Source organism: Achromobacter sp. UBA4530, assembly GCF_002388205.1.
Classification (GTDB): Bacteria; Pseudomonadota; Gammaproteobacteria; order Burkholderiales; family Burkholderiaceae_B; genus Achromobacter; species Achromobacter animicus.
Window position 1 is genome coordinate 45,559 of sequence record NZ_DGMA01000004.1, and the last position, 20,221, is coordinate 65,779.

The 20,221-nt window shown below is 65.9% G+C and carries 16 protein-coding genes; 8 read left to right on the forward strand and 8 right to left on the reverse strand.

Going from position 1 to position 20,221, the window contains the following annotated elements; all coding sequences use genetic code 11:
- Window positions 1-24: 24 nt before the first annotated feature.
- Entirely contained in the window at window positions 25-939 is a 915-nt protein-coding gene (locus B2W22_RS02565; protein WP_175183991.1) for a DUF72 domain-containing protein, read from the forward strand.
- A 7-nt stretch (window positions 940-946) separates the two neighbouring features.
- Here B2W22_RS02565 and B2W22_RS02570 read toward each other — a convergent pair whose 3' ends face one another.
- The gene (locus tag B2W22_RS02570) at window positions 947-2,458 is read right to left on the reverse strand and encodes a PLP-dependent aminotransferase family protein (protein WP_414631932.1); all 1,512 of its coding nucleotides are present in this window, start codon (window positions 2,456-2,458) and stop codon (window positions 947-949) included.
- Between the two features lie 96 nt (window positions 2,459-2,554).
- On the opposite strand from B2W22_RS02570, the gene B2W22_RS02575 reads away from it, so the two are divergent.
- The 3 genes from B2W22_RS02575 (at window position 2,555) to B2W22_RS02585 (ending at window position 6,406) form a co-directional block, all read left to right on the forward strand.
- A complete protein-coding gene (locus B2W22_RS02575; protein WP_175126150.1) occupies window positions 2,555-3,817 on the forward strand; it encodes a 4-aminobutyrate--2-oxoglutarate transaminase in 1,263 nt (420 codons plus the stop codon).
- Window positions 3,818-3,960: 143 nt separating this feature from the next.
- Window positions 3,961-5,430 carry an NAD-dependent succinate-semialdehyde dehydrogenase gene (locus tag B2W22_RS02580; RefSeq protein ID WP_175138046.1) on the forward strand — a complete coding sequence of 490 codons (1,470 nt, stop codon included), beginning with the start codon at window positions 3,961-3,963 and terminating at the stop codon, window positions 5,428-5,430.
- Between the two features lie 121 nt (window positions 5,431-5,551).
- Complete coding sequence (locus B2W22_RS02585) at window positions 5,552-6,406, forward strand: inositol monophosphatase family protein (RefSeq protein WP_286936083.1); 855 nt, start codon at window positions 5,552-5,554, stop codon at window positions 6,404-6,406.
- 161 nt (window positions 6,407-6,567) lie between these two features.
- Here B2W22_RS02585 and B2W22_RS02590 read toward each other — a convergent pair whose 3' ends face one another.
- The 7 genes from B2W22_RS02590 to B2W22_RS02620 form a co-directional block, all read right to left on the reverse strand.
- Window positions 6,568-7,386, reverse strand: coding sequence for an NAD-dependent protein deacetylase (locus B2W22_RS02590; RefSeq protein WP_175183992.1), 819 nt, complete (start codon window positions 7,384-7,386; stop codon window positions 6,568-6,570).
- An 85-nt stretch (window positions 7,387-7,471) separates the two neighbouring features.
- Window positions 7,472-8,419, reverse strand: coding sequence for a serine O-acetyltransferase EpsC (gene epsC / locus B2W22_RS02595; RefSeq protein WP_175138044.1), 948 nt, complete (start codon window positions 8,417-8,419; stop codon window positions 7,472-7,474).
- 182 nt (window positions 8,420-8,601) lie between these two features.
- Entirely contained in the window at window positions 8,602-9,666 is a 1,065-nt protein-coding gene (gene galE, locus B2W22_RS02600) for a UDP-glucose 4-epimerase GalE (RefSeq protein ID WP_286936084.1), read from the reverse strand.
- A gap of 12 nt (window positions 9,667-9,678) precedes the next feature.
- The gene (pgi, locus tag B2W22_RS02605) at window positions 9,679-11,346 is read right to left on the reverse strand and encodes a glucose-6-phosphate isomerase (protein WP_286936085.1); all 1,668 of its coding nucleotides are present in this window, start codon (window positions 11,344-11,346) and stop codon (window positions 9,679-9,681) included.
- Window positions 11,347-11,359: 13 nt separating this feature from the next.
- Window positions 11,360-12,757 (reverse strand): phosphomannomutase/phosphoglucomutase, encoded by a 1,398-nt coding sequence (locus B2W22_RS02610; RefSeq protein WP_175126157.1) that lies wholly within the window; start codon window positions 12,755-12,757, stop codon window positions 11,360-11,362.
- 21 nt (window positions 12,758-12,778) lie between these two features.
- Window positions 12,779-15,040, reverse strand: coding sequence for a GNVR domain-containing protein (locus tag B2W22_RS02615; protein ID WP_286936086.1), 2,262 nt, complete (start codon window positions 15,038-15,040; stop codon window positions 12,779-12,781).
- A 65-nt stretch (window positions 15,041-15,105) separates the two neighbouring features.
- On the reverse strand, window positions 15,106-16,242 hold the full coding sequence (locus B2W22_RS02620; protein ID WP_175126159.1) for a polysaccharide biosynthesis/export family protein: 1,137 nt from the start codon (window positions 16,240-16,242) through the stop codon (window positions 15,106-15,108).
- Between the two features lie 240 nt (window positions 16,243-16,482).
- Between B2W22_RS02620 and B2W22_RS02625 the strand changes: the two genes are divergently transcribed.
- The 4 genes from B2W22_RS02625 to B2W22_RS02640 are packed head-to-tail and all read left to right on the forward strand — an operon-like array spanning window position 16,483 to window position 20,221.
- Window positions 16,483-17,892 carry an undecaprenyl-phosphate glucose phosphotransferase gene (locus B2W22_RS02625; RefSeq protein WP_175183995.1) on the forward strand — a complete coding sequence of 470 codons (1,410 nt, stop codon included), beginning with the start codon at window positions 16,483-16,485 and terminating at the stop codon, window positions 17,890-17,892.
- A 46-nt stretch (window positions 17,893-17,938) separates the two neighbouring features.
- Entirely contained in the window at window positions 17,939-18,391 is a 453-nt protein-coding gene (locus tag B2W22_RS02630; RefSeq protein ID WP_175126173.1) for a GDP-mannose mannosyl hydrolase, read from the forward strand.
- A 5-nt stretch (window positions 18,392-18,396) separates the two neighbouring features.
- Window positions 18,397-19,827, forward strand: coding sequence for a mannose-1-phosphate guanylyltransferase/mannose-6-phosphate isomerase (locus tag B2W22_RS02635; RefSeq protein WP_175138038.1), 1,431 nt, complete (start codon window positions 18,397-18,399; stop codon window positions 19,825-19,827).
- A gap of 31 nt (window positions 19,828-19,858) precedes the next feature.
- Entirely contained in the window at window positions 19,859-20,221 is a 363-nt protein-coding gene (locus B2W22_RS02640; RefSeq protein ID WP_175138037.1) for a VanZ family protein, read from the forward strand.

Here is a 20,221-nt window from a genome sequence, read left to right on the forward strand (position 1 = left end):
CTTCCGTCTGAACCGCCCGGCGCCATGCCCGATTTTCCCCGCATCCTGACCGGCACCGCCTCCTGGACCGACCCCACCCTGCTGGCCTGCGGCCGCTTCTACCCGCCCGATGCACGCAGCGCCGAATCGCGGCTGCGGTTCTATGCGTCGCGCTTTTCGCTGGCCGAGGTCGACTCCAGCTTCTACGCGATGCCCACGCCGGACAACGCCTACCTGTGGTCCACCCGCACGCCGGACGATTTCGTCTTCAACATCAAGGCGTTCCGGCTATTTACCGGCCACCAGACGCCGCTCACCGCCCTGCCCGGCGACATCCGGCGCGAACTGGCGGACTGGCCGGAGCCCATCATCTACCACGACCGCATGCCGGGCGACCTGCGCGACGAGCTCTGGCGGCGCTACCAGCTGGCCATCGAGCCGTTGCGGATGGCGGACAAGCTGGGCGCGGTGCATTTCCAGTTTCCGCCGTGGGTACGGCGCGACGCCCGCGGCATGGCGCGCGTGGCGGCCTGCGCGCGGCGGATGGAGGAACATCTGGTGTCGGTGGAATTCCGCCACCGCAGCTGGTTCGAAAGCCCGGCGGCCACGGCGGACACGCTGGCCTTTGAACGGGATCTGGGTGTCGTGCACACGGTTGTCGACGCGCCCCAGGGGTTCGAGAACACCGTGCCCGCGGTTTGGGAAAGCACCCATCCGGACCTGACGCTGTTGCGTCTGCACGGGCGCAATGCGGCCAAGTGGAACGCGTCGGGACCGGCGTCCTCGGGGCGGTTTCAGTACGAATATTCGGAAGCGGAACTGGCCGAACTGGTCGCACGCTTCACGCGGCTGGCCTCGCAATCGGCGCAGGCGCATGCGGTGTTCAACACCAACTTCGAAGACCAGGGCATGCGCAACGCCGCGGCCTTCGCGTCGGCGCTGTCATTGCCGGGCATGTGAATGGGTGTCAGACACCCGCCGTCGCACCCGCCCTTACCGCCGGCCGCGCCACCTCGGCCAGACTCTCCAGCAGCACTTCAAATTTGCGCGCGATGTCGTGCTCCGGCACGCAGGCATATCCCAGCAGCAGCCCCGGCCGGCGCCCTTCCTCGTTCACGTAATACCGCGACAGCGCGCGCGTGAGCACGCCCTTGCTGCGCGCCACCTCAACGACGCGCAGGTCGTCCATGTCCGCGGGCAGGGTCAGCACCAGATGCAAACCCGCCATGCTGGCATCGCGATGCAGCCAGTCCGGACCCAGCCGGCGCTCGATCAGGTTGACCAGCATGGCGCGGCGGCGGCCGTACAGCATGCGCATGCGGCGGATGTGCGCCGCGTAATGGCCTTCGGAAATGAACGTGGCCAGCGCCGCGTGCGTCATCAGGTGCCCTTCGCGGTACAGCTCGGCATGCGCCGCCTGAAAAGCCGCCGTCAGCGCCTTGGGCAGCACCAGATACCCCACACGCAGGCCCGGATACAGCGTCTTGCTGAAAGTCCCCATGTAGATCACCGGCGCATCGGACTCCAAACCGAGCAGCGACGCGATCGGCCGGCCGGAAAAGCGGAACTCGCTGTCGTAGTCGTCTTCGATGATCCAGCTGCCGCACTGCCGCGCCACCGCCAGCAACTGCCGCCGGCGTGCCAGCGACATCACGGGTCCCAGCGGATATTGATGCGACGGCGTGACGAAGATGAATCGCGGCGGCGTGTCCACGGCGTCAGGCACACGCATGCCTTCTTCGTCCACCGGCAGATGCACGGTGCGCAGGCCGTTGGCCTGCAGGATGGTGCGCGCGCCCCAATAGCCCGGGTCTTCGACCCACGCCGTTTCACCGGCCTCACCCAGGATGCGCGTGGTCAGGTCGATGGCCTGATGCGAACCCTCGGTAATGATGATCTGCTCGGGATCGCAGTCGATGGACCGCGTCAGCGCCAGATGCTGCGCCAGCGCCTCGCGCAGCGCCGGCAGGCCACCGCCATACGAATAGGTCAGCAGATCCGGCGCGGGATTGCGCCACAGCGCGCTGAAGATGCGGCCAAATTTCTTGTGCGGGAATTCGGTCAGGTCCGGCACCCCCGGCATGAACGCGCCCCATTGGTAAGGCGATGCCGACACGCCATCCACGATGGCCGCGCCGCGCGGCGACAGCGCCGGACGCGACGGCGCCTGCTGCGCCTGCCGCGCGCGGCGGCCGCTGGCCAGATACGAATCCGGCACCGAGGCATTGACGAAGGTGCCGTTGCCCTGCCGGCTGCGGGTATAGCCTTCGGCCAGCAGCTGGCTGTAGACGTGAACGACGGTGTTGCGGGCAATGCGCAGTTCGGCCGCGAGGTCCCGGGTGGCGGGCAGGCGCGAGTCCGCGGCAATGGATCCATCCAGGATGGCTTCACGGATGCCGCGATAGAGCCGCTTGTTCATGGGCTCGCTGGCGCCGTCGGCCAGGCGCAGCAGCAGCAAGTCACCGACGATGGACCGCAATTGGTTCTACCTGATTTATCAAAGTGGTTCCCACAAGTGGGGCCATCGTAGCATTAAATAAGTGCTTTACCGCCCATCACTCTCATCGAGACCGAGATGAAGAATCAGGATCTGAATACCCGCCGTTCCCTGGCCACGCCGCGCGGCGTCGGCGTCATGTGCGACTTCTACGCCGTGCGCGCGGAAAACGCCACGCTGTGGGACGCCGAAGGCAAGGAATACATCGATTTCGCAGGCGGCATCGCCGTCCTGAACACGGGCCACCTGCACCCGAAGGTCAAGGCCGCGGTCGCCGCGCAACTCGACAACTTCACGCACACGGCCTATCAGATCGTGCCGTACGAAGGCTACATCTCGCTGGCCGAGCGCATCAATCGTCTCGCCCCCATCGACGGCCTGAAGAAGACCGCCTTCTTCACGACCGGCGTCGAAGCCGTCGAGAACGCCGTGAAGATCGCGCGCTCGTCCACCGGCCGCTCGGGTGTCATCGCCTTCTCGGGTTCTTTCCATGGCCGCACGATGCTGGGCATGGCGCTGACCGGCAAGGTCGCCCCCTACAAGCTGTCGTTCGGCCCCATGCCGGGCGACATCTATCACGTGCCGTTCCCCAACGCCACGCAGTCCATCAGCGTGGCCGATTCGCTCAAGGCGCTGGACCTGCTGTTCAAGGTCGACATCGATCCGAAGCGCGTCGCGGCCATCATCATCGAGCCGGTGCAAGGCGAAGGCGGCTTCAACATCACGCCACCCGAACTGATGACCGCGCTGCGCAAGGTCTGCGACGAGCACGGCATCCTGCTGATCGCCGACGAAGTCCAGACGGGCTTTGGCCGTACCGGCAAGCTGTTCGCGATGGAACACCACAGCGTGCAGGCCGACATCATCACCATGGCCAAGAGCCTGGGCGGCGGCTTCCCGATCTCGGGCATCGTCGGCCGCGCCGAGGTCATGGACGGCCCCGCCGCGGGCGGCCTGGGCGGCACGTACGCCGGCAATCCACTGGCCGTCGCCGCGGCGCACGCCGTGCTGGATGTCATCGCCGAAGAAAAGCTGTGCGAACGCGCCGCCCAACTGGGCGAAAAGCTGCGCGCGCATCTGGAAGGCCTGCGCGCCAAGGTGCCGGGCATCGCCGACGTGCGCGGTCTGGGCTCGATGGTCGCGCTGGAACTGAACGACGCGGCCGGCAAGCCCGACGCCGAAGCCGTCAAGCGCGTGCAGCAGCGCGCGCTCGACGCCGGCCTGATTTTGCTAAGCTGCGGTGTATACGGAAACGTCCTGCGCTTCCTGTATCCCTTGACCATTCCCGACGCCCAGTTCGCACGCGCGCTGGACATCCTGTCCGAGGCGCTTGCCGCTTGAGGCAAAGGCCCTGAGTAACCGGTTATTCGGCTGGCAGGAACAACGATTGCGGGCGTAGCAGGCAGGCGGCTTGATGAACAGGCCGCACGCCCGCCACGCCCGCAATCGCTTGGCCCGCCGCACCCATCAAGGAGACTTCCAACATGACAGCACTGTCCCATCCCCTCGCCCGTCCCGACCTGCTGCGCGACGCCTGCTACATCGACGGCAAGTGGGTCGGCGCCGGCGAAGGCGCATCGATCCCCGTCGACAATCCGTCCACCGGCAAGACCATCGTGTCGGTGCCCAAGCTGGGCCGCAAGGAAACCGAGCAGGCCATCGCCAGCGCGCAGGCCGCGCTGCCCGCGTGGGCCGCCAAGACGGGCAAGGAACGCGCCGCGATCCTGCTGAAGTGGGCGCAGCTGATGATGCAGCACCAGAAAGACCTGGCCGCCATCATGACGTCCGAACAGGGCAAGCCGGTCACCGAAGCCGCGGGCGAAATCGCCTACGCCGCGTCGTTCCTGGAATGGTTTGCCGAAGAAGCCAAGCGCATCGACGGCGACATCCTGCAAAGCCCCAAGGCCGGCCAGCGCCTGATGGCGCTCAAGCAGCCCATCGGCGTCACCGCCGCGATCACGCCATGGAACTTCCCGGCCGCCATGATCACCCGCAAGGTCGGCCCCGCGCTGGCCGCCGGCTGCACCATGGTCGTCAAGCCCGCGCAACAGACGCCGCTGACCGCGCTGGCGCTGGCCGTGCTGGCCGAAGAAGCCGGCGTGCCGGCAGGCGTGTTCCACGTCATCACGGGCAGCTCGCGCGACATCGGCGCGGCCCTGTGCGAAAGCGACGTGGTGCGCAAGCTGAGCTTCACCGGTTCCACCGAAGTCGGCCGCACGCTGATGGAGCAATGCGCGCCCACCATCAAGAAGCTGTCGCTCGAACTGGGCGGCAACGCGCCCTTCATCGTGTTCGACGACGCCGACCTGGACCGCGCGGTCGACGGCATCCTGGCATCGAAGTACCGCAACGCCGGCCAGACCTGCGTGTGCGCCAACCGCATCTACGTGCAGGCCGGCGTGTACGAGGAAGTGGCCAAGCGCCTGGTCGACAAGGTCAACGCCATGAAGGTCGGCGACGGCTTTGAAGACGGCGTGACGCAAGGTCCGCTGATCGACAAGAACGCCATTGAAAAGGTGCAGGAGCACATCGCCGACGCCACGGCAAACGGCGCCAAGGTCATCGCCGGCGGCAAGCCCCACGCCAAGGGCGGCACGTTCTTCGAACCGACCGTCGTGCGCGACGTGACGCAATCGATGCGCTTTGCCAGCGAGGAAACCTTCGGTCCCGTCGCGCCGCTGTTCCGCTTCGATTCGGAAGACGAAGTCATCGGCATGGCCAACGACACCATCTTCGGCCTGGCCGCCTACTTCTTCACGCGCGACTACGCCCGCATCTGGCGCGTGTCCGAAGCGCTGGAATACGGCATCGTCGGCATCAACACCGGCCTCATCTCCAACGAAGTCGGCCCCTTCGGCGGCGTCAAGCAATCCGGCCTGGGCCGCGAAGGCTCCAAGTACGGCATCGAAGAGTACCTGGAGATCAAATACCTCTGCGTCGATCTCGGCGCGTGAAGTCCGGCGCGCGCGGTGTCCTGCCGCGCGCGCCTGTCGTCCGCGTGGCCGATGTAAGCGCCACGTTCACTCGGATACCATCCAGGCATGTTAGATTTGCGCGTTCCCTGGACGAGTCCGTATGAGCAGAACTTTCACCCTTGAGGACACCCGCAAGCTGGCGGCCATCCTGGCGGAAACCGCGCAGACCGAGGTCATGCCGCGGTTTCGCAACCTGCCCGAAGGCGCCGTTCGCGGCAAGACCTCGCCGCGCGATCTGGTCACCGACGCCGACGAAGCCGCCGAACGCCTCGTCGCCGCGCGCCTGTCCAAGCTGCATCCGGGCGCCGTGCTGATCGGCGAGGAAGCCTCGGCGCGCAATCCCGCCCTCTTGAACATGCTGGTCGACGCCGACCTCGCCTTCCTGATCGATCCCATCGACGGCACGCGCAATTATGTGGCGGGCCTGCCGCTGTTCGGCATGATGATCGCGGCCTGCCATCGCGGCGACGTGATTGCGGGCGTGATCTACGATCCGGTCAGCCGCGACAGTGCGCTGGCCGTGCGCGGCGAAGGCGCCTGGCTCGAATTCGAAAACGGCAAGCGGCTGCCGCTGGCCGTCGCCAGCCCCGCGCCCCCCGAGGACATGGACGGCCTGATCTCCACCGGCGCCCTGCCCGAGCCGCTGCGCACGACTGTCAACAGCAATTTGTCGCGCCTGGGCAGCACGGCCTCGCTGCGCTGCGCCGCGCATGAATACCGCATGATCGCCGCCGGCCATTGCCACGTCGCGCTGTACAACCAGTTGACGGCGTGGGATCACGCTGCAGGCTGGCTGCTGCATCGGGAAGCCGGTGGCTATGCAGCGCATTTCGACGGCTCCCCCTACAAGCCCACGCATCGCACGGGCGGCTTGCTCTACGCGCCCGACGCGGGCAGCTGGCACGCGGCGCGCAAGGCGCTGCTGGGGGACGCATTGGAAGGCATCGAGACTTGACAACAGCGGCCGGGACCACCCTCAAAAACTGGGGTTATCCCTAGGAGTTATCCCCAGTTCCTGTGGACAACCCTATGGAAAGGTCTGTAACCGGCCGAAAAAATCGTTGCCGGGCAAGCACTTGCTTAGACCGGTCAAAAACCGGCCGCCCCCGCTTCTTTCTAAAGCGCTTCCAGCGCCAGCGCGATGGGTTGTTCCACTTTCAGGGTCAACAGGCTGTCCGCGCGGGTGCGTCCCAGGTTGATGGCGGCAATGGGTAGGCCGGCTCGCGAGGCGGCCGTGACGAAGCGATAGCCGGAATACACCATCAGGGACGATCCCACCACCAACACCGCGTCGGCGCTCTCAAGGGCGGCATTGGCCCGCTCGACGCGCTCGCGCGGCACGGTCTCGCCGAAGAACACCACATCGGGCTTGACGATGCCGCCGCAGCGCGGACACGGCGGCACCGTGAACCGCGAAAAATCGTAGCCGTCCAGATCGGCGTCGCCGTCGGGCGCGTCGCTGGCTTCAAGCTGCACCCAGTCCGGGTTCAGCGCGTGCAATTTTTCCTGCCAATCGTGGCGGCCGCCCCGCCAGTCGCAGTTCATGCAGCGCACGGCATCCAGGCGTCCGTGCAGGTCCACGACATCGCGGCTGCCCGCGGCTTCGTGCAGGCCGTCCACGTTCTGCGTCACCAGGATGGCGACGTGACCGCGATCCTGCAGTCGCGCCAGCGCTAGATGCGACGCGTTCGGCTTGACGTGTCCAAAGCGGCGCCAGCCCACCATGCTGCGCGCCCAGTATCGCGCCCGCGAAAGCTCAGCGCCCATGAACGTTTGCAGCGTCATGGGCGGCTGGCGTTTCCATTCGCCTTCAGTGTCGCGGTAGTCCGGAATGCCGGAATCGGTGCTGACCCCGGCCCCGGTCAGGACGAAGAGCCGCGGATGGCGGTCGATGAAGCCGCGCAGCGCGGCCAGCTCCGGAAGTGCAGTATCCAATCCTCGCTCCTTGCGTCCCGCCACCGCGCGGCGATCAGACCGCGCGGCCCGCCGCGGATTAATCAGACCGCGCGGCCCGCAGCGTTCAACCGCCCAGCCCGCAATCGGGCATGTCGCTGACCAGGCTGGCCTGCGTCACGTTGCTGCCCGGCGGCACGCTGCGCGTAAGCCAGACGTTGCCGCCGATGGTCGAGCCCTTGCCGATGGTGACGCGGCCCAGAATCGTGGCGCCGGCGTAGATCACGACATCGTCTTCGATCAGGGGATGGCGCGCCAAGCCCTTTTTGAGTTCACCGTTTTCGCCGGGCGGGAAGCGCTTGGCGCCCAGCGTGACCATCTGGTAGAGCCGCACGCGGTCGCCGATGATGGCGGTTTCGCCGATCACGACGCCCGTGCCGTGGTCAATGAAAAAGCTGCGGCCGATGGTCGCGCCCGGGTGGATGTCGATGCCGGTGTCGGCATGGGCGATCTCGGCCACGATGCGCGCCAGCATCGGCACGCCCAGCCGGTACAGCACGTTGGCGAGGCGGTGATGGATCATGGCCGCGACACCCGGATAGCACAGCAGGACCTCGTCCACGTTGTGCGCCGCCGGGTCGCCCTGGTAGGCCGCCATCACGTCCAGATCGAGCGCGGCGCGCACGGCCGGCAGCTCGGCGCCGAAACGGCGCACGATCTCGGTGGCGCGCTGCTGCGTGTCCGCCTGCTGGGCCGGATCATGCCGGCCTTCGTATTGCAGTTCCAGACAGACCTGATGCAAGAGCGCATCGAGCGCGGCGCCGATGGTGTGGCCGACGTAGAAGTCCTCGACCTCTTCGCGCAAGTCGATGGGCCCCAGGCGCATGGGGAACAAGGCGCCACAGAGGTCCTTGATGATCTGGCGCAGGCTTTCCTGCGAAGGGAATTCACGCAGGCCGGCGTCGTCGCGCAGGCGGCCGCGCGGACCGCGCCACGCAACGCGCGCATCGCGCAGTCCGGACACGATGCCGTCCAGGTTCCAGTGCGCCGTGGGGAAATAGCTGGGGCCGCTCATTGCCGGACTCCGGACAGGGAGCCGGCGCGTGCGGCAGAAGGATGGATAACGAACATGGGTTTGCCTCGCTGACGATGCGAAGCCCCCCGCGCAATGCCCCGGGGAATGCTGCTTCGCAATAATTCCGTCAACTGTAACCGCTCCGGCGTATGCGCCGGAAGTCCTCCGACACGGCGTTGGGGTTATGCCGCGGCCGGGACCAACCCCGGCTCCGCCTCATACCCTTGCGGGTTGCCCTGCTGCCAGCGCCAGCCGTCCGCGCACATGGCTTCCACATCGTGTGTGCTGCGCCAGCCCAGCAGCGTCGCCGCCAGATCGGGGTTGGCCCACATACGCTCGACGTCGCCCGCGCGCCGCGGCAGGATGCGCAGCGGGATTTTGCAGCCGTTGACCCGTTCGAACGCGCGCACCAGTTCCATGACACTGGTGCCCTGCCCCGTGCCCAGGTTGACCGCCACGAAGCCGGGATGGCTGTCCGCGTAGGTCAGCGCCTGTACGTGGCCGCGCGCCAGATCCATGACGTGCAGATAGTCGCGCACGCCGGTGCCGTCCGGCGTGTCGTAGTCGTCGCCGAATACGCGCAGAAACGGTTGGCGCCCCACCGCCACCTGCGTGATGAACGGAAAAAGGTTGTTGGGCAGGTCGCGCGGACTTTCTCCGATCAGTCCGCTGGGATGCGCACCGATCGGATTGAAGTAGCGCAGCGTGACGGCGCTGAATGCGGGATCCGCCACGCACACGTCGCGCAGCATGTCCTCGACCATCAGCTTGGTGCGGCCGTACGGATTGGCCGGCGCCAGCGGATGGGCCTCGGTAAACGGCAAATACTGCGGTTCGCCATACACCGTTGCCGACGAACTGAAGACCAGCCGCGACACGCCCGTCTCGCGCATGGCGCGCAACAGGACAAGCGACCCCTGCACGTTGTTGTCGTAGTACTTGAGCGGGTCCGCCACCGATTCGCCCACGGCCTTGCAGCCGGCCAGATGCAGCACGGACTGCACGGGCGAGCCCCGCGCCGCCGCATCCGCCAGCACGGCCGCGACCAGGCCGCGCGAGCGGATGTCGCCTTCGATCAGCGGTATCGGCGCACCGCAAAGCTGTTCAACCCGGCGAACAGCCTCTCGGCTGCCGTTGCTGAGGTTGTCCAGCACGATCGGCCGCAGGCCGGCGGCGATCATCGCCACCAGCGTATGCGTACCGATGTAGCCGGCGCCGCCCGTCACCAACACTTGCGTGTCCGGCATGTCCATGCTCCGTCAGAGGTGGGCCGTCATTCCGGGCACCCACGCATGGCGGGGACGCGGGGCCTGCGCATGGCTGCGGTAGCGGTCGATCCAGTACGACGTGGAAGCGTCATGCCCCCAGTCGACCAAGCCCGCCGACACCGGCACCGCCAGCTCGCGCTCGATGCCGCTGGCCAGCCGTTTGCCCAGTTCCACGCCGTACTGGTCGAAGGGGTTGATGCCCCAGACCACGCTCTGCACGAACACCTTGTGCTCGTACAGGGCCAGCAGTGCGCCCAGGCCTCGCGGATCGAGCTGACGCAGCACGATCAGCGTCGACGGCCGTCCGCCCGGATGCACCATGTGCTGCGCCAGCGACAGCGCACGCTCCTGGTTGTCGATGTGAGCGACGTCCAGCAGCGCCTGCTCCAGGCTCTTGCCGCGCATCAGCGCCTGGCGCTGCGCCAGGCAGTTGGCCAGCAGCATGCGATGCGCATCGGGGCTGTCCGCGTGCCCTTGCAGGCTGGCGATGAAGTCCACCGGCGCGCCTTCCTCGCTTTGATGCAGCCACTGGAAGAAGGTGTGCTGGCCGTCCGTGCCCGGCATGCCCCAGATGATGGGCGCCGTCGGCACGCCGACCGCGGCGCCATCGCCGGCGACCCGCTTGCCCAGCGACTCCATTTCGAGCTGCTGCAGATAGGTCACCAGGTGCAGCAGGCGCCCGCTGTAGGCCGCCACATTCAGCGAGTTGAATCCCAGCACGCTGCAATTGACCAGGCCGGCCAGCGCCAGTTGCACAGGCGCATTGGACGCAAACGGCGTCTGCAGGAAATGCTGGTCCATGGCCTCGGCGCCCGCGCGCATCCCGATCAGCACGTCCAAGCCCACCGTCAGCGCGATCGACAGGCCGGCCACCGACCAGACGGAGTAGCGTCCGCCCACCCAGTCGCACATCTTGAAGACCTGGCTGGACGGCACACCCAGCGCGCGCGCGGCCGGCGCATTGGCGGTCACGGCCGCCAGATGGTCGGACACATCGGCCACGCCGCCCTGCTTGAGCCAGGCGATGGCGGCGCGAGCGTTGTGCAGCGTTTCCGACGTGGTGAAGGACTTGGAGGAAATGACGACCAGCGTGCGGCGCGGGTCCAGCCCGGCCACGGCGTCATGGAAGGCATGGCCGCAAATGTTGGACACGAAGCGGATCTGCCGGCGCTGCTGCGGTCCGCCGAATGCCTGCACGGCCAGGCGCGGACCCCAGTCGCTGCCGCCGATGCCGATGTGCAGGACGGTGGAGAAGTCCGCCGTCTGGTCCACGCGCCGCACGAAGTCGGTCATGCGCGAATACTCGCAGACGGAATCCGCGTCCTGCCCTTCCGGCTGCTCGCGGGTGCGCCCGGCACGCAGCGCGGTATGCCATGCTGCCCGGTTTTCAGTCCAATTGACCGGTTCCCCGGCAAACAGCGCGCGGCGCGCCTCTTCCAATCCGCGCGCCTGCAGCAGCGCCTGTCCCGCGCCGTCCAGCGACGCCGACTGGCGTTGCATGGTCAAGTCCACGCACAATCCTGCCGCTTCGATCACCTTGAGCGCACTGGCGTCCAGTTCAGCGTTTTGCGCAGCCTGCGCGAAAGCCACCCACTCCGGGCTGTTTGCCAGTCCGGAGTCTGCCCTTAACGCCTCAATCGCCTGTTGAGCCTTTCCCATCGCGTGATGCTCCTTAGAACGGTAAACGAATGTGAGGTGCAATGCGCCTGAACGCCTTGCGAAAGTCCTCCTCGATACGAGCCAGCGCGGCCACGTTGTCTCCTTCGAACCGGAGTACCACCGTCGGTGTGGTGTTGGACGGTCGCGCAAGGCCGAAGCCATCCGCGTAGTCCACACGGATCCCGTCGAGCTCGTTGATGGACACTGCGCCGGGGAATTCCCCTTGGTCGCGCAGTGCCTGCACCAGCTCGACGCCTTCCGTGGTCTCCAGTTTCAATTCGGGGGTGGCGCAGGACTGGGGCAAGCTTTCCAGCAATGCCGAGGGGTCCGGCGCCGACGAGAGGATCTCCAGCAGGCGGGCGGCGGCGTAGATGCCGTCGTCAAAGCCGTACCAGCGCTCCTTGAAGAAAATGTGGCCGCTCATCTCCCCAGCAAGTAGCGCTCCCGACTCGCGCATCTTGGCTTTGATAAGGGAATGCCCTGTCTTCCACATGGTCGCCTTGCCGCCCGCCTCGGTGATGGCGCGGGCCACATGGCGGCTGCATTTGACGTCGTAGATGATCTCGGCTCCCGGGTTGCGCGCCAGCACGTCGCGGGCGAACAGGATCAGCTGGCGGTCCGGCCAGATGATCTGCCCCGATTTTGTGACCACGCCCAGCCGGTCGCCGTCGCCGTCGAACGCCAGTCCGACCTCGCAGTCCGAATAGCGCAGGCAGTAGATAAGGTCCTGCAGGTTATGGGGATCGGCCGGATCGGGGTGATGCCCCGGAAAGGATCCATCCACCTCGCAGAACAGCTCCGTCACCTCGCAGCCCAGCGCCCGGAAGAGCGCCGGCGCCACCGCGCCCGCGACCCCGCTGCCGCAGTCGATGGCGATCTTCATGGGCCGCGCCATGCGGATGTCGCCCACGAGGCGCGCCGCGTAGCAGGGCGTGATCTGCATCTGGGTGCGGCCGCCGGGCGTGGGCGCCGAATCGATCGGCTGGCGCATCGCGTCGCGCAGCGCGGTCAGGCCGTCGCCGTACAGCGAGCCGCCTTCCATCACGATCTTGAAGCCGTTGTGCGTGGGCGGGTTGTGGCTGCCCGTCACCGCGATGCCGGTCCCGGTGTCCATCAGCCGGGCCGTGAAATACACCATGGGCGTGGTCGCCATGCCGATGTCGATCACGTGCATGCCCGCCGAGCGCAGCCCGGCCTGCAGCGCCGCGGACAGCTCGACACTGCTCAGCCTGCCGTCGCGCCCCACCACGATCGACCGCACCCCCTGTGCGTGCGCCTTGGCGCCCACCGCCATCCCGAGGCTGTGGGCAAACCTGGCATCCAACTCGTCCGGGACCGTTCCCCGTATGTCATAGGCCTTGAAAACCGCATCCAGAATTTGCGGCGTGTCCCAGCCAAAAGTTCCGTGCATGCCAGTTTCTCCGTGTGGCGTTCACTTGGGACCGTTCTGTTTGAAATCACCGTAGTACGCCGCACGGGAGTAGCGATAACCACCGTACTTGGACCGGAACCCGAAACGTTCCGGCAGCAGCTTGAGACCGTTGAAGACCACGCCGTCGACCGGCGCGCCCGCCTGGATCAGGCGCTTGGCCGTTTCGCGGATCTCGCCGACCGTATTCATGCCCGACCGCACCACCACCATGACTGCCGCGGCATGCGTACCGACCACGGCGGCATCCGGCGACGACAGCACGGGCGCCGTGTCCAGGATCACCATGTCGTACTGCGTGGCCAGCTCCCGCAGGGTCTCGCCGAACACCGGCGAGGCCAGCAGCTCCGACGGATCGAACGTCACGGCGCCCGTGGCGATGAAGTCCACGCCTTCGGACACGCTGTGCTTGCGGACGCGGCTGAGCGGGATCGTGCCGGTCAGCACTTCGAACAGACCATCTTCCTTCGGCACGCCGAAATAGCGGTTGAGCTGGCCCTTGCGGAAGTCGGCATCGATCAGCAGCACGCGCTTGCCGACGCCCCCCTGGATGAAGGCAAAGTTTGCAGACAGGAAGGATTTACCCACACCCGCCACCGGACCGGTGAACATGACCATGTTGTTGGCGGACTGGCGCAGCGAGGCCTGCAGCACGTTGCGGAAGGATCGCAAACTCTCGATCGGTGGCGAGTTGCCCTGGCTCTGCGCCAGGAGCGCAGGCACGGTGGCGTTCTTGCGCCGGCTGCGGCGCCACAGCTTGTCCTGCACGTCGCTGTACGGAATGGCGGCCAGCACCGGCAGGCCGGTATGGCGCTCGACATCTTCCGGCTCCGACAGGCCGCCGAACAAGGCGTTGCGCACGAACGCGCACAGCATGGCGAAGATCAGACCGGCTGCGGTGGCCACGCCGATGATGATCGCGCCCTTCGGACGCACGGGCTTGTCAGGCTGCACGGCGGCATCCAGGATGCGCACGTTGCCCACCTTGCCGGCGCGGATCAGCTTGAGCTGCTGCGTGTTGTTCAAGAGCGCCGTGTAGAGCTCGGTGTTGACGCGCACGTCGCGCACCAGGCGCACCACATCCTGTTCCAGATCCGGCAGTTGCTTGATGTTGTTGCCCAGGCGGTTGACGTCGCCCGTCAGCGATGCGATCTGACGGTCGATGCCCACGATGCTCGGGTGCGTCGGCGCAAAGCGCGTGATCAGTTCCTGGCGCTTCTGGCGCAGTTCCATCACGCGGGTCTGGGCGTCGACCGACTGCCCCAGGATCAGCTTCGCTTCTTCGCTCAGGTCGATCGTGCCGCGCTTGTTGCGCAACTGGTTGTACTTGGTTTCCGCTGCATCAAGCTCGGCCTTCAGTTGCGGCAGCTGCTGCTCCAGGAACACCAGCGACTTCTCAGCCTGCGCGGACTTGCGGTTCACGTTCTGCTGCACGTATTCCTGGCCGATCTGGTTCAGCACCGCGGTGGTCAGCGCCGGATCGTTGCCCTCCAGCGTGACGCCGATCACGCCCGACGTGCGGCCGCGCTCAAAGATGCCCATGCGCGATTGCACATTCTCGATGGCCGCCAGACGCGAGCTGCGCGACACCGTGAACTCGGTGCCGGGACGGCCCGACAGCGCGTCGACGTGCACGTCCATCGCGCCGCCACCCGGCAACAGGAAGCGCTCGGGCTTGCCCACCGTGCCGGTGAACGTGGCGCCGGTCAGCTTGTCGCTGAGCGTGTAGCGGCCCTCGCCCAGCGTGGTCAGCCGGAACGGCTTGCCCAGCCACTCGTTGGGCACGTCCAGTTGCGAGATTGCAATGGACTCGCCGCCCCACGCATAGCCCCCGCGCGGCAGGCTGGACGGATACGGCAGGCTTTCGTAGCGCTGCGCCAGCCATTCGCCCACCACGGGGAAGTAGCGCGGCTTCGCATGGATGTAGAGCAGGAACTTGTCGACGGCGGGACCGACGACCATGCGCGAGCGCAGCACTTCCATTTCGCCCGACGTTTCCGCCTTGGTGTCGAACATGGATGAGACATCGCCCAGCAGGCTGCGCGCCTGGCCGTTCGGGAGCTCCTCCTCCACCTGCACGATGATGTCAGCCGAATAGACCGACGGCGTCACCATCACATAGGCGAGCGCGCCGAGAAACGCGAACATGGTGATCGCAATGATCATCCAGCGGTTGGAAAAAATGGCGTCCACGTGGGACGACAACGGGGTTTCCTGCTGACGGGCCGGTACTGACGGCTCGAACGATTCGATGGGCAACGACATGCAGCTCTCCAGGAGAGGGCGCCGCCGCGGTTGCGGCGCCCCCAAAGGCGGGGTTTTGAGGCGGACTAATCGATGGATCTGACGGTCTGTACGGTCTGCGCGCTCGGGAAGAGGTTGCTGATGAAGCGGTTCCACCGCACCAGGCCCGCCGAATCCACGAACACGACATCCTTGGGTTGCAATTCAAACTTGGCGCCCACCGCCAGTGCCTGCGGCGATGCGGCGTTCAGGTGATACACCAAAGGCTTTGCCTCCTCCGTGGCGCGCACGACGAAAATCTGCGAGGTGTCGGCCGTGATCTGGTTGGGCCCGCCAGCAAGACCCAATGCCTCGGTCAGCGACAAGCGTCCATCACGCATGACGGAAGCCCCGGGGATGAACACCTCACCCATCACGAACACCTTGCTATCCTCGCGCGGCGTGACTCTCACGATGTCCCCTGCCTTGAGCATGACCTGGTTCAGGTCCTGGCCGCGCTCGATCAGCGCGGGAAGGTTCACGCGAGTACGCTTGCCATCGCGGATCACATAAACCGCACTGCGGTCTCCGGTTGGCAGGATGCCTCCGGCCCTGTTGAGCGCTTCCAACAGGGTCATAGGCACATCATTGATCGCAACCGTACCCGGCGTGGTTACCTCGCCATCGACGAAGATGCGCTTGCTGCGGAATCCCAGAACGCGTACGGTGATCTGCGGGTCCTGTATGTACTTGCCCGAACTATTGACTATGAGATTGCGCGCCTGAAGTTCAGTCAACCCCGCCACTTTCAGCAGTCCCGTATACGGAAACTGGATATATCCAGCGGATGAGACCGTATAGCCCGGAATGCCCGAGGCGGTATCCCCAATAGCTAATTCCGTTGCCCCTGATCCGATGGCGTAGGTTTGCGTCGGAAGCACGAGCTCGGGGTGATCCCACACGACGATCGAGAGGATGTCTCCCGGCCCGATGAGGTAGGGAGCCGGCTTGCCGATGAGGTGACCGATGCCTTCGTTATCGATCAGTGCTTCACGTGCGCGCTGCTCTTCAAGAACGAGGGACGGCGTGATCTGTTTGATGACGGCCTTGGAGTTCGGATCCAGCGGATCCGCGAGCTGATTGGCGTTGAACGTCATACCGGGTGATAGCGCGCAAGCGCCTAGCGAGGACACGAGCGCGATAGCGGCTATGGCTCGGCTCATCGTTCCGAAAAATGTAGTCATGGCGAATCCACTGTGAATGACTTCGTTGCCTGGAAAGGAGCCCGATGCGTAACGGGTTGCGACATTCCACACGCTTTTCCTAAGCCCGCACATTCGACGGATGCCCTAAGCCTTCTCCTACACCGTTTGGAGGTTTCGGGTGAGTTGCGCACTCAATAAGATTTTGTCGGTAGCCACATGCTTTGCGGCACTGCACAGTTTTTGCGTTGCGCAAGGCGTTTCCCCGAACAGGAGTGCGCGATGGACCCGTCCCAAACGGACACGTCGGCAAGGTTCAGTGGGGCAAGCTATCTGTATCGCTTGCTCGACGCCGCGATCGTCATCACCTGCGGCCTGACTGCCACCGGCTTGAAGTTCTCGGAAGATGCTTTCACGGATCCTCCGCAGATTCATTTGTTCCTGATCTATCTGTGCGGCCTGGGCGTGATCGCGCTCTTCCCGGCCTTCCGCCTGTATGTCTCGTGGCGGGGACGCCTGCTCACCGATCTGGTGGTGCGCAGCCTTGCCGCGTGGGCCACCGTGTTTGCGTTGGGCATCTTCGTCAGTTTTCTCATGCACCAGACCGGCGCGATATCCCGCTTATGGGCTGCAACCTGGTTCGGCATGACGGCGTTGGCGCTGGCCGGCGTGCGCATCGCCGTCTATGCGGCGCTGGGCGCGGCGCGCGATCGCGGCATGGACAAGAAGCGGGTGCTGCTCGTGGGCTTTGGCGCGCTGGGCCACGACATGTGGCGCCGCGTGGAAAAGTACCGCGAGGCCGGCTATCAGATATCGGGGATCTACGCCGAACCGCATGAGATCCTGCCGCCGCAGGTCCGCCGTCTGCACGATCTGGACAACCTGACCGACTTCGTTCGTGAGAACAAGGTGCGCGAGATCTGGATCGTGCTGCCGATGGAAGCCGGCCAGGAGCTGCGCGAAGTGCTCTATCACCTGCGCAACGACCTGGTGGATATCCGCTGGATTCCCGATGTGATGTCCATCCAGCTGCTGGGCCATCGCATCGGCGAGTTCCTGGGACTGCCCGCGATTCAACTGAACAGCCTGCCCGCCGCCGGCGTGCGCGGCTGGGCGAAGGAAGCCTTCGACCGCAGCTTCGCGCTGTGCGCGCTGATCGGCCTGGCGCCCGTCATGCTGACCGTGGCCATGCTGATCAAGCTGACGTCGCGCGGCCCCGTGTTCTTCACGCAACCCCGCCTCGGCGTGGACGGCAAGGTGTTCCACGTCTACAAGTTCCGCACCATGACCGTGCACCAGGAACACGGCGTGGTCACCCAGGCCACGCGCAACGACAACCGCGTCACGCGCATCGGCGGCTTCCTGCGCCGCACCAGCCTGGACGAGCTGCCGCAATTCCTGAACGTGCTGATGGGCGACATGTCGGTGGTGGGCCCGCGCCCGCACGCGTTGGAGCACAACGAAATGTACAAGGACCTGGTGCAGCGCTACATGATGCGCCACCGCGTCAAGCCCGGCATCACCGGCTGGGCGCAGGTCAACGGTTTTCGCGGCCAGACCGACACGCTGCGCAAGATGAGCGACCGCGTCGAACACGACATCTATTACATCCAGCATTGGACGTTCAGGATGGACCTGCTGATCATCGCGCGCACCGCGATATCGGGATGGACGGGCCGCAATGTCTACTGAACCGTTGGGATGGCCCGTGCGTGAAGCGCCGGGGCCGCGTGGCGGCATGCTTGGCCGCTCGGACTTCCGCCAGGCAGTGGAAATGCTGCCCCTGGTGTCGATCGATCTGCTGCTGCGCGATGGCGCCGGCAACTACCTGACCGGGCTGCGGGCCAATCCGCCCGCCCAGGGCGCGTGGTTCGTGCCGGGTGGCCGGATCCGCAAGAACGAGTCGCTGCGCCACGCGCTGCGCCGCATCGTCCACGACGAGCTGGGCCTGTCGTTGCCCGACCTCGAGTGGACGCCGCGCGGCGTGTACGAGCACTTCTACGGCACCAATTTCGCGGGTGAGGCGGGACGCTCCACCCACTACGTCGTCCTCGCGTATGAGGCCGAGCTTTCTCTGGATACCGCAAGCCTTCCCCTGTCCCAGCACAGCGGCTATCGCTGGCTGCCGCGGGAAGTGATCGCCGCCGATCCCGGCGTGCATCCGTACACCCAGGCCTACTTCAAGGAGTGAGAGCCATGACCAACCCCCGTCCTCCGTACCGGGCAGTGATTCTTTGCGGTGGTTCAGGCTCGCGCCTGTGGCCGCTGTCGCGCGAACTGTTGCCGAAGCAGTTCATCCGTTTGACCGATGACCGCAGCCTTCTGCAGAACACCCTGCGACGGCTGGAGTCGGCGGGCGCGCAAGAGCGGCCCATCCTGGTCTGCAATGAGGCGCATCGCTACATCGCGGCGGAGCAGGCCGATGAGCTGGGCATCAAGGACGTCGAGGTCATCCTGGAGCCGTATGCGCGCAACACCGCGCCGGCCATCGCTGCCGCCACGCTGCGGGCCATGCAGGATGGGGAGGATCCCATCATGCTCATCATGCCGTCGGACCACGTGCTGGAAGACGGCGAGGTGCTCAGCGCAGCGTTTGCCCAGGCGTACGACGCGGCCCGCCAAGGCGCACTGGTGACGTTCGGCATCAAGCCGACCGCGCCGCTCAGCGGCTACGGGTACATCCAGGCGGACGAGCCCGGCGCCATGGCCCCGGCGCGCCGTGTGCGCCGGTTCGTGGAAAAACCGTCGCCCGAGGTCGCCCAGCGCTTCATCGACGACGGCGGTTACTACTGGAACAGCGGCATGTTTGCCTTCCAGGCGTCGGTCTTCCTGGCCGAGCTGGGCCGGCTGGCGCCCAAGATCCTCGCGCAGGCGCAGTCGGCCGTGGCGACGGGGCATGGCGACAACGGCCTTTTCCATCTGGACGGCCCGGCGTTCGAGGCATGCCCCAGCGATTCGATGGACTACGCCATCATGGAGCGCACCGACAGCGCGGTGGTCATCCCGCTGGCCGCCTCGTGGAGCGACGTGGGTGCGTGGGATGCCGTATGGGGCATCGCCCAGAAGTCGGTGGAAGGCAACTCCACCACGGGCGACGTCATGGTGGAGGATTCGCGCAACTGCCTCATCCATTCGACCAGCCGGCTGGTGGCCTCGGTGGGCCTGGACGACATCGTGGTCATCGAGACGGCCGACGCGGTCCTGGTGGCGCACAAGTCGCGCTCGCAGGACGTCAAGCGCCTGGTCGAGGTCTTCAAGTCGCAGCACCGCAGCGAACTGAACCACCACCGCGAGGTCCAGCGGCCGTGGGGGTCGTACGACTCGGTCGGCCAGGGGCCGCGATACCAGGTCAAGCGCATCACCGTGAAGCCGGGCGCGCGGTTGTCGTCGCAGATGCACCACCACCGCGCCGAGCACTGGATCGTGGTGTCGGGTACGGCGCGCATCTACAACGGCGACAAGCAGTACCTGCTGACCGAAAACCAGTCGACCTACATCCCGCTGGGCGAGATCCACAGCCTGGAGAACCCGGGGAAGATTCCGCTGGAAATCATCGAGGTGCAGTCGGGCGCCTACCTTGGCGAAGACGACATCGTGCGCTTCCAGGACATCTACGGCCGTGTCTGAGCGGGTTTCAGTTCCCTTTTGGCGCCCGGGCATGGCAAAGATCTGCCTGCCCGTGGCGGCCCTCTTTTTCATCGTGCTCATCACGGTGGGCAACCTGCCCGGGCTGGCGGCGGACATGTCCGATGCCTTTGGCGACAAGCGGCTGCATCTGGCCGCCTACGCCTTCCTGACCGGGCTGATCTACGTATCGGTCAACCGGCGCCCGGCGCTGGTGGCCATGCTGGCGGTTACCGCATTGGGAGTGGTGGACGAGTCCATCCAGTCCCTTTTTCCCTACCGAGAGGCTGAACTCTTAGACCTTTTGGCCGATATCTCAGCGGCTGGTGCAACAGTAATCTCTTTGCACATTGGTAACGCAGCCATCGGCTCCTTTCGTGCAGTCACTAAGTCTTAA

Excerpts from the sequence above, each read along its gene's own strand:
- B2W22_RS02565 (WP_175183991.1), top strand. The coding sequence starts at position 25 with ATGCCCGATTTTCCCCGCATCCTGACCGGCACCGCCTCCTGGACCGAC.
- B2W22_RS02575 (WP_175126150.1), top strand. The coding sequence starts at position 2,555 with ATGAAGAATCAGGATCTGAATACCCGCCGTTCCCTGGCCACGCCGCGC.
- B2W22_RS02580 (WP_175138046.1), top strand. The coding sequence starts at position 3,961 with ATGACAGCACTGTCCCATCCCCTCGCCCGTCCCGACCTGCTGCGCGAC.
- B2W22_RS02585 (WP_286936083.1), top strand. The coding sequence starts at position 5,552 with ATGAGCAGAACTTTCACCCTTGAGGACACCCGCAAGCTGGCGGCCATC.
- epsC (WP_175138044.1), bottom strand. The coding sequence starts at position 8,419 with ATGAGCGGCCCCAGCTATTTCCCCACGGCGCACTGGAACCTGGACGGC.
- galE (WP_286936084.1), bottom strand. The coding sequence starts at position 9,666 with ATGCCGGACACGCAAGTGTTGGTGACGGGCGGCGCCGGCTACATCGGT.
- pgi (WP_286936085.1), bottom strand. The coding sequence starts at position 11,346 with ATGGGAAAGGCTCAACAGGCGATTGAGGCGTTAAGGGCAGACTCCGGA.
- B2W22_RS02610 (WP_175126157.1), bottom strand. The coding sequence starts at position 12,757 with ATGCACGGAACTTTTGGCTGGGACACGCCGCAAATTCTGGATGCGGTT.
- B2W22_RS02615 (WP_286936086.1), bottom strand. The coding sequence starts at position 15,040 with ATGTCGTTGCCCATCGAATCGTTCGAGCCGTCAGTACCGGCCCGTCAG.
- B2W22_RS02620 (WP_175126159.1), bottom strand. The coding sequence starts at position 16,242 with ATGACTACATTTTTCGGAACGATGAGCCGAGCCATAGCCGCTATCGCG.
- B2W22_RS02625 (WP_175183995.1), top strand. The coding sequence starts at position 16,483 with ATGGACCCGTCCCAAACGGACACGTCGGCAAGGTTCAGTGGGGCAAGC.
- B2W22_RS02630 (WP_175126173.1), top strand. The coding sequence starts at position 17,939 with ATGCTTGGCCGCTCGGACTTCCGCCAGGCAGTGGAAATGCTGCCCCTG.
- B2W22_RS02635 (WP_175138038.1), top strand. The coding sequence starts at position 18,397 with ATGACCAACCCCCGTCCTCCGTACCGGGCAGTGATTCTTTGCGGTGGT.
- B2W22_RS02640 (WP_175138037.1), top strand. The coding sequence starts at position 19,859 with ATGGCAAAGATCTGCCTGCCCGTGGCGGCCCTCTTTTTCATCGTGCTC.